Below are 6,741 nucleotides of genomic sequence, written 5' to 3'. Positions count from 1 at the left end.
GTGCGCTAATGCTACTAATTTAATTTATAACATTCAATCACATAGAAAAATCGACAAATAAGCTGAAAGCCAACCAAAAGACACATTGGCTAGCAAATAAGTCACTTTAACTACAGATAAAGACAAAACAACTAGACATTGAAATCAAAAAGAAGGATTCAAATAAAAGGATTTTTTTTAATTTTGAGCAGAAGTTAACAAATTCATTATTACGCAGGGAAAATATCGACTATTGGGTACTGGTCCCATGTCATCAAAAAGTTGACCTAGGAGGTAAACACCACTGACTTTAAGGTTTAATTTCGCCATGAAGTTTACTCCTTATTTAGCTTTATTTGAGTAACAGTGTGCCGTCACAAAATGATCGCCTTGTCTTTCAATTTGGCATGTGGTTTCACAACGTCCGATTTCAAGTGATGTCCACTTTCCATAATCTATTTCTTTACATTTTTCTTGCTGTGCTTCCTGATAACGGGCGAAAGCTTGTTTGTATTGAGCGTGAGCTGGTAAGGCTGGGAATTCCTGACGTAAATCATAATCAGAGAAGTCAGGCTGCAAACTCGCTGGAACAAAAAGGGAGAAGCCAGTAACACTATCGCCTTCTACAGGCGGTTTATACTGGTAAGAGAGTACATCAATCGGCGAGATCTCATCTGCCTGACGCGCTCTATACAGTCTCGGGGTAGGCGCATCCTTGCCACTTAATACGCCGAGTTGCAACGTGTAGCGGCTGTCTTTACTAGCCAAAGGTAAGGCTTTGTCGGTTGCTCGAGTATTAAATGAACGATAACTATCCTTGGTGTTGCAACTAAACGCACCGCCGTCCTCCCGCCAGTAGATATAATCTGTAACGGCATTGTACTTTCTCCGCTCTTCGGCTAAATAACATTCCTTAGGGTAATAACGCTCCTCCTTGTAATGTTGCCAGTCGCCAACTTGATAGACGAGATTGGTTTCCTCATCGGCCCGACCTAATACAATTTTGTTATGGGAAGTTCTTGCTGTTACTAGTAGCTCTTTTCCTTGATTCAAAAGTTGCACTCTTATAGGTTCATCATAAGCATGCTCGTTACCATCCAGCCATTTCTTTCTCAGTTCAGGAGAATCTGGGTTAGGTAAAGCCAACGGCAGCTCACTCATAACCATGCTTTTTGTATCAAATTCATACGCCTTACCGAGTTTCGACATATAAGCTTTACTGCTGTCAGGCAGCCAGCCACCAAAGTTACAACCGCCGCCAAAGCGTTCAATTTGGCGGTTTTTAAGATCTGCAACGGCACAACCTTTTAACGATGCGAATAACCCCATGTTAAAAAACAAGAAGCGGCCATTTGGTGAGCGCTGCGGGCGCAAGTTTTTGGTAAACCCAACTAGGCTGCCAACTTCTTCTGGGGTCAGCAAGGTTTGCAGGTTGCTGCCGTCTAAATTCATGGTGTATAAACCAGCTTGTTTGCGGTTTTCTGCACGATAAATCTGAGTAATGATTTGCGGCTTTTCTCCGGGGTTGTCCCACTGAGCCAACGGCGCGGTGCGTGGATCTGCAACTTCCAATATCCAATCTGTTTTCTCTGATGTCCAACCATCGAAGAGCCCCATATAAGAAACTACTGTATTTAGCGCTTTGTTATATTTTTCTTGCTCCGCTTGTGCAATCGCTCTTTCATCTAACCATTGCCTAACTTGTGGGCTATAAGCACTGCCTATCCCAACGCCAGCTATGGCTAATGCGGTCAAGCCAAATATGACTTTTTTATTCATAACTTACATTCCTAATTCTTGTTTCCACAGCGACATATATTGGCTGAGATTCTCTTCTGCATTCAGCTCTTGTTCGCTACGTTCTGGCTCGGGCTCTACCCTTTCCGCCATTTGAGTCGGAGTCGACCAATTCTGTATTTGCTCAAGAGTTAAGTCTTGAAAAACCAGTTCCGAGTGATGGGTATAACCTGGAGAGGTGATCTGTAAAGTGAATTTTCCTTTTTGGGGAAAACCACCGAGCTGCGCCGACGCAAAATGTGGGTTTTCTTGGTCATATTGAAGCGATTCACTCAGTACCCAATCACTTTCACTATCAGATATCACCGCATAATGAACGACAGGGGTATTAAAATCAATCAGCCCAGTTTCAACTGACAATTGAAAACCACTGTTTTTTCCATCCACATAAGCAATGACCGTATTACTCTGGTCGTAACTGCGTACTATGGCTTGTTGGTCACTCAGCCATGGCATGTCGTCTTCGGTAACTTTGTGGATGGTTGCGCTGTCTATATCGGAAGTATATTCTTTTGCACTGAATGACTGTGCGTCACTGTAACTGCTTAATTCATCTAATGGCGTGCTGGATTTATCTAGCAAAGCAGCATCCGATTCTAATGCTTCAATTTGAGCAAAGCGCTTTTGCTTTGGTGAGAGGATGACCTTGATCGGCTCAGGCTAGTCGTAAATTGAGTTTTTGATGTAATTGAACATTAATACCGTAACAATAGCTAAATCATTGAATCAATTGGGCCTAGAGTACTTTCCTTCTTTGTTTTTCTTCCATTCGACTATGGCTCTCATCAATCCAAAAGATCAGAGAGCAAAGGTTGATTAGGGCTGTATTACACTGGTCCCATATAACTGTTTTGTTTCGAGGTTTAAGCATTAATCTACGACGATCCTTGGAATTCGTTCAGATCGCAGCTTATTGATTTAATTCCATCGATTTAAGCAACAAAACTCCAATAAGCAACCAGTATAGTTGAAAGGGTGTTTATTTACCCGTCCCTACTACTAAAAAGCGTAAAAACTGAGGAGCCTTCCCATTCAAACTTACAAACTCAAATCGTTTATAGCATTGTAAACTCAGTGACTTCTCCATCTTTGTAGATGAACTGAGTTTTTACACCGTTTTCAGTCCAAAGTAGTTCTTCACCATTAAGCTCACCTTGGGTAAAGTGGCTGGTTGACTGCGGTTTACCATTCTTGTACCAAGTTTGTTGCTTGCCTTGTTTCAAACCAGCTTGATACTCAGCAGTGCGCATTAATTGCCCATTTTTATACCAAATTGACTCTTTGCCCTGCTTAAGACCGTCTTTGTATGTCACGTCACTTTTCAGTTGACCATTCGGATACCAATAACGTTCCCGACCTTCAAGCTTCCCACTAACATATTTGGCTTGGACAGCAATGTTGCCATTTTCAAACCAGTGTTCATGTTTACCGTTATATTCACCGACAGTAAACGTAGTTCGCTGTTTCAGCTTGCCATTGCTGTAATACCAAGTTTGCGTACCTTGCTGTCGGTTATTTACGAACTCACCGCTGAATATCAGCGTACCATTACCGTCCCAACCCTGTGTTAACCCATGACGCTCACCTTGATTCATATTGATGAACCATTGCTTACGGCCATATGTGTCCCAGTATTTGGTTAATCCGTGTTTTTTACCATTGAGATACTGACCTTCCCATGCCATCTGATTAATCAGGTGTGTGTACCAGATAGCAGCGCGCCCATTCAACACACCATGCTCATAAGTATTCAACATTTTAGGGCGACCAGAATAAGTCCAAAACTTCTCTTCACCGTGCTTTTTACCGTCAACATAGGTGATTTCACTAAGCTTATTCAAAGATTGCTCAGGCTCATCTTTATCCATAAAGTACTGTAAGTCAGTGCCCGTGAAAGGTGTTGTATGACCTCGCTCATAAGCAAGCATTTCTTTTTCACCTTTAAATTCAAGAATAGCTGCATTAGCAACCAGCGGAATTAAACACAAGGCCAGCAATCCATGTTTAATAAAATGGCGTGCTTTATCGTACATACTTGTCTCTTCCAACATATAAACGCTTTTAATACTCTGTATTAGATCCATTATGATTACAGACTCCATGATTTTTCTGAATGCAACGTTCCGTCATCCAACCATTTTGTCTGCTTGCCAACGAGCTGACCTTTAACATAGTGAGCTTGCTCTTTCAGTTGACCATTGCTGTACCATTGCTTTGCTTCACCATTCAATACACTCCGATTACCCCACCTATTCTTTTCAATAACGTAACTTAGTTCACTCTTTAGTTGGCCATCCTTGTACCACGCCTTATGTGTACCAATTTCGCCATCACGAACGATAATACCTTGTGTTTTAATCTGCCCGTTACCGTACCAAGATGTTTTTGAATACCTCTCCGGATTCTTAGTCGCTTTTATCTCATGTTTTTGATTACCATTTTTATACCATTCAGCCATACCAATATAAGCTGATTTATAAGGTCCCTTTTTATTTATATCAAGGCGGTCTATCGTTTCAATACTGCCTGAGTCATACCAGGTATATTGCAAATCATCAAAGTGACCACCAAAGGTATACTTCTCACTAGAAAGTAAGTTCGTGTTTCGATGATATCGAAGCCACTTGCCAGTCAGCGTCGGTCTCATACTCAGTAATATACCCTGAGGATTATAACTTTGGATAAAACCATAGTTCTGCCCATCACGGGTACTGTATATCGAACGAATCTTACCTTTGTAATGTTCCCACTTAATCCCTTCGTATTTGCCGTCTTCTCTAAAATAAAAAGACCTCTCATTGTATCGCGCAACACCATCAATCATGTCGATATCATAATCGAGCACCATGCCGTCTTCCCTTCCGCGATTGAAATACTCTTCTCCTTTGAGGCGATGATCAGCAAAGTAGCTGCGACTTAACCCCGCTCTGGTACCGTCAACGTATTGTTCGTCGCTAGAAAGATATCGATTGCCTTGTTTATCAATATCCCATTGCTTTTTATCACCTTGGTATTTGTTATTTACATACTGCACCTCGCGATAAAGACGACCTTCACGCCAAAACTTCTGTTTGCCGTTATAAATACCATACTGATAGGTATTGAGCTTTTCGAGGTAATAGCTTGGCTGGCCTTGGTCATTCTTAACAGAACGATCTATTTTCCACTCTTGTTCAGTACCGTGTTTCTTACCATTAAGCCAATGGCTTTTTGATTCTAAGCGACCATCTTCAAACCAACTAAAGCTTGGTCCATGCTGCTTTCCATTTAAGTAATAAGCCTCAGCACGCTTAGTCCCATTATCATAAAAAGACTCTGCAACCCCGGTATAAGGGCTCTTATCTACCTTTAGTAGCGCCGTCACATCGTTTCGATTACGTATATTACGTTCAAACTCAAGGTCATTGAATGGAGTCGCCGATACCGACAATGAAAACAGTAAGCACTGACTCATTAGTGCTATTGTCATGCTTAATGACAAGGCTTTTTTATAAGGCGAGCCTAATAACAGCATTATCGTTTATCCTCTTCGTTACAAACTTCAGGGCTACGGTTACAGATGATGGGCTTCATATTCATATCAAAATCATATTTTTCGATCATGAGTTTGACCCAAGGATACACTTCCGCATCACGCTCTTTTGGCATGTATTGGTACACTTGAACTAACATGTTCAGCGCTGATGCGGATTCTTTCGCAACAAGTTTAAGATACTCAATCCCTCGCTCCCGATCTTTCTCAACTACCATGCCTTCTAAATACATGTAACCTAAGTTGTAATACGCACAGCTTTCCCCCTTAGCCTCGGCTTGTCGTAACAAAGCTAAGCCTTTCTCACCATTGGCACTGTCCTTGTGTTCAAGGCGAACATAGTCAACGCCCGCTGCGCACATTGCGCCTGGGTCACCTTGTTTTGCGCCCAACCGTCTTGCTTCACGCGCCAATTTCCAGCGCGCATCGCCCTCTTCATAAAGTTGATAGTGATCGCCTAATAGTGCACTTGCTTCACCGTCCCCCATCTCAGATGCCTTAATTAGTAACGCTTTCGCCTCATCGTAATAGCGTGTGTTGGTCAACGCTTTAGCTTTGGCAACCAACTGCTTTGACTTACTCAATGAAGTGATATCTAGTTCAGGCGCAGTTTCAGAGCAATGATTCATTACGCGGGTTAGCATTTCAGCGAGACCACTAACAGGGAAATCATCGTCAAAGTCGTTAGTCATCTGGCTGAGTTGACCTTTAGTATTGATCTCAACATGCACAGCACTGTTGCTTTTGAGTGCATCAATGAACGCCGCTTTAGGTTGAAAAAATTGTCTGTTAGCAGCAATAGTTGGTGCGTACTGGTCTGCATTTTCGCCATGCTCAACACGGTAGTAATGACGAGTTCCATCTCCAAAGGTGAACAAATAATCACTATTTTTAAGGTAGAAATCCATGTATGACTTGTTGATACCAAATTGCACTTTATGGCCATCACAAAAAGCATAGAAACCGTCTGCAACTTCCCAGTCGAATTCCGGGTCTCCGATATAGCTCGCGCCTTGAACTTGCACGTTACCATTATCATCTTCTTCAACCGTAGATGCGTAATAAATGCTCGCATCAGGTGTATAACCATGGGTGACAATGCCTTCAGTGTCACTGGATACACGTTTCTCTTTAATATCGGTATAAACAAACGGCTCATTTTGAGCATAGACATATGAACTTGCTGCAAAAGCAAGGCATGCAAGCTTGATTGATGTATTATTCATTTGAACTCTGTTTTAAAATCTTATTTACTGGAAGTAACTTTTAAGGAATGCTATCGATTCGTTTGTTACAACTAGCTATTATTGCTTCTCCAGTTAGTCCGACAAATTGCTCCATCAAAGTTGGATTTTGTTGCGGTGTAGCCGACAGCGGAGACAACTATAATCGTCAAACCCAAGCTGAGTAATATTTTCTTTTTCATTCTTAAT

Annotated in this window: 4 protein-coding genes and 1 pseudogene; all 5 read right to left on the bottom strand. The window is 41.8% G+C overall.

Annotation, left to right across the window (positions count from 1 at the left end):
* Positions 1-321: 321 nt before the first annotated feature.
* The 5 genes and pseudogenes from UQW94_RS08185 to UQW94_RS08160 all read right to left on the bottom strand — a co-directional run bounded on the left by UQW94_RS08185 (position 322) and on the right by UQW94_RS08160 (position 6,534).
* Entirely contained in the window at positions 322-1,758 is a 1,437-nt protein-coding gene (locus UQW94_RS08185; protein WP_262645318.1) for a hypothetical protein, read from the bottom strand.
* 3 nt (positions 1,759-1,761) lie between these two features.
* A pseudogene (locus tag UQW94_RS08180) lies at positions 1,762-2,427 on the bottom strand (hypothetical protein); the annotation flags it as partial.
* 404 nt (positions 2,428-2,831) lie between these two features.
* On the bottom strand, positions 2,832-3,809 hold the full coding sequence (locus tag UQW94_RS08170; RefSeq protein ID WP_228010132.1) for a toxin-antitoxin system YwqK family antitoxin: 978 nt from the start codon (positions 3,807-3,809) through the stop codon (positions 2,832-2,834).
* Positions 3,810-3,865: 56 nt separating this feature from the next.
* Positions 3,866-5,290 carry a hypothetical protein gene (locus UQW94_RS08165; RefSeq protein ID WP_322142174.1) on the bottom strand — a complete coding sequence of 475 codons (1,425 nt, stop codon included), beginning with the start codon at positions 5,288-5,290 and terminating at the stop codon, positions 3,866-3,868.
* Entirely contained in the window at positions 5,290-6,534 is a 1,245-nt protein-coding gene (locus tag UQW94_RS08160) for a tetratricopeptide repeat protein (protein WP_017635775.1), read from the bottom strand. The genes UQW94_RS08165 and UQW94_RS08160 overlap by 1 nt, the downstream gene beginning before the upstream one ends.
* Positions 6,535-6,741: the final 207 nt, after the last annotated feature.

The organism is Vibrio sp. PBL-C16 (assembly GCF_034321865.1).
In the GTDB taxonomy this organism is placed as follows: domain Bacteria; phylum Pseudomonadota; class Gammaproteobacteria; order Enterobacterales; family Vibrionaceae; genus Vibrio; species Vibrio alginolyticus.
Note: the sequence above shows the minus strand (reverse complement) of the source record. Positions and strands in the feature narration are given on the sequence as shown.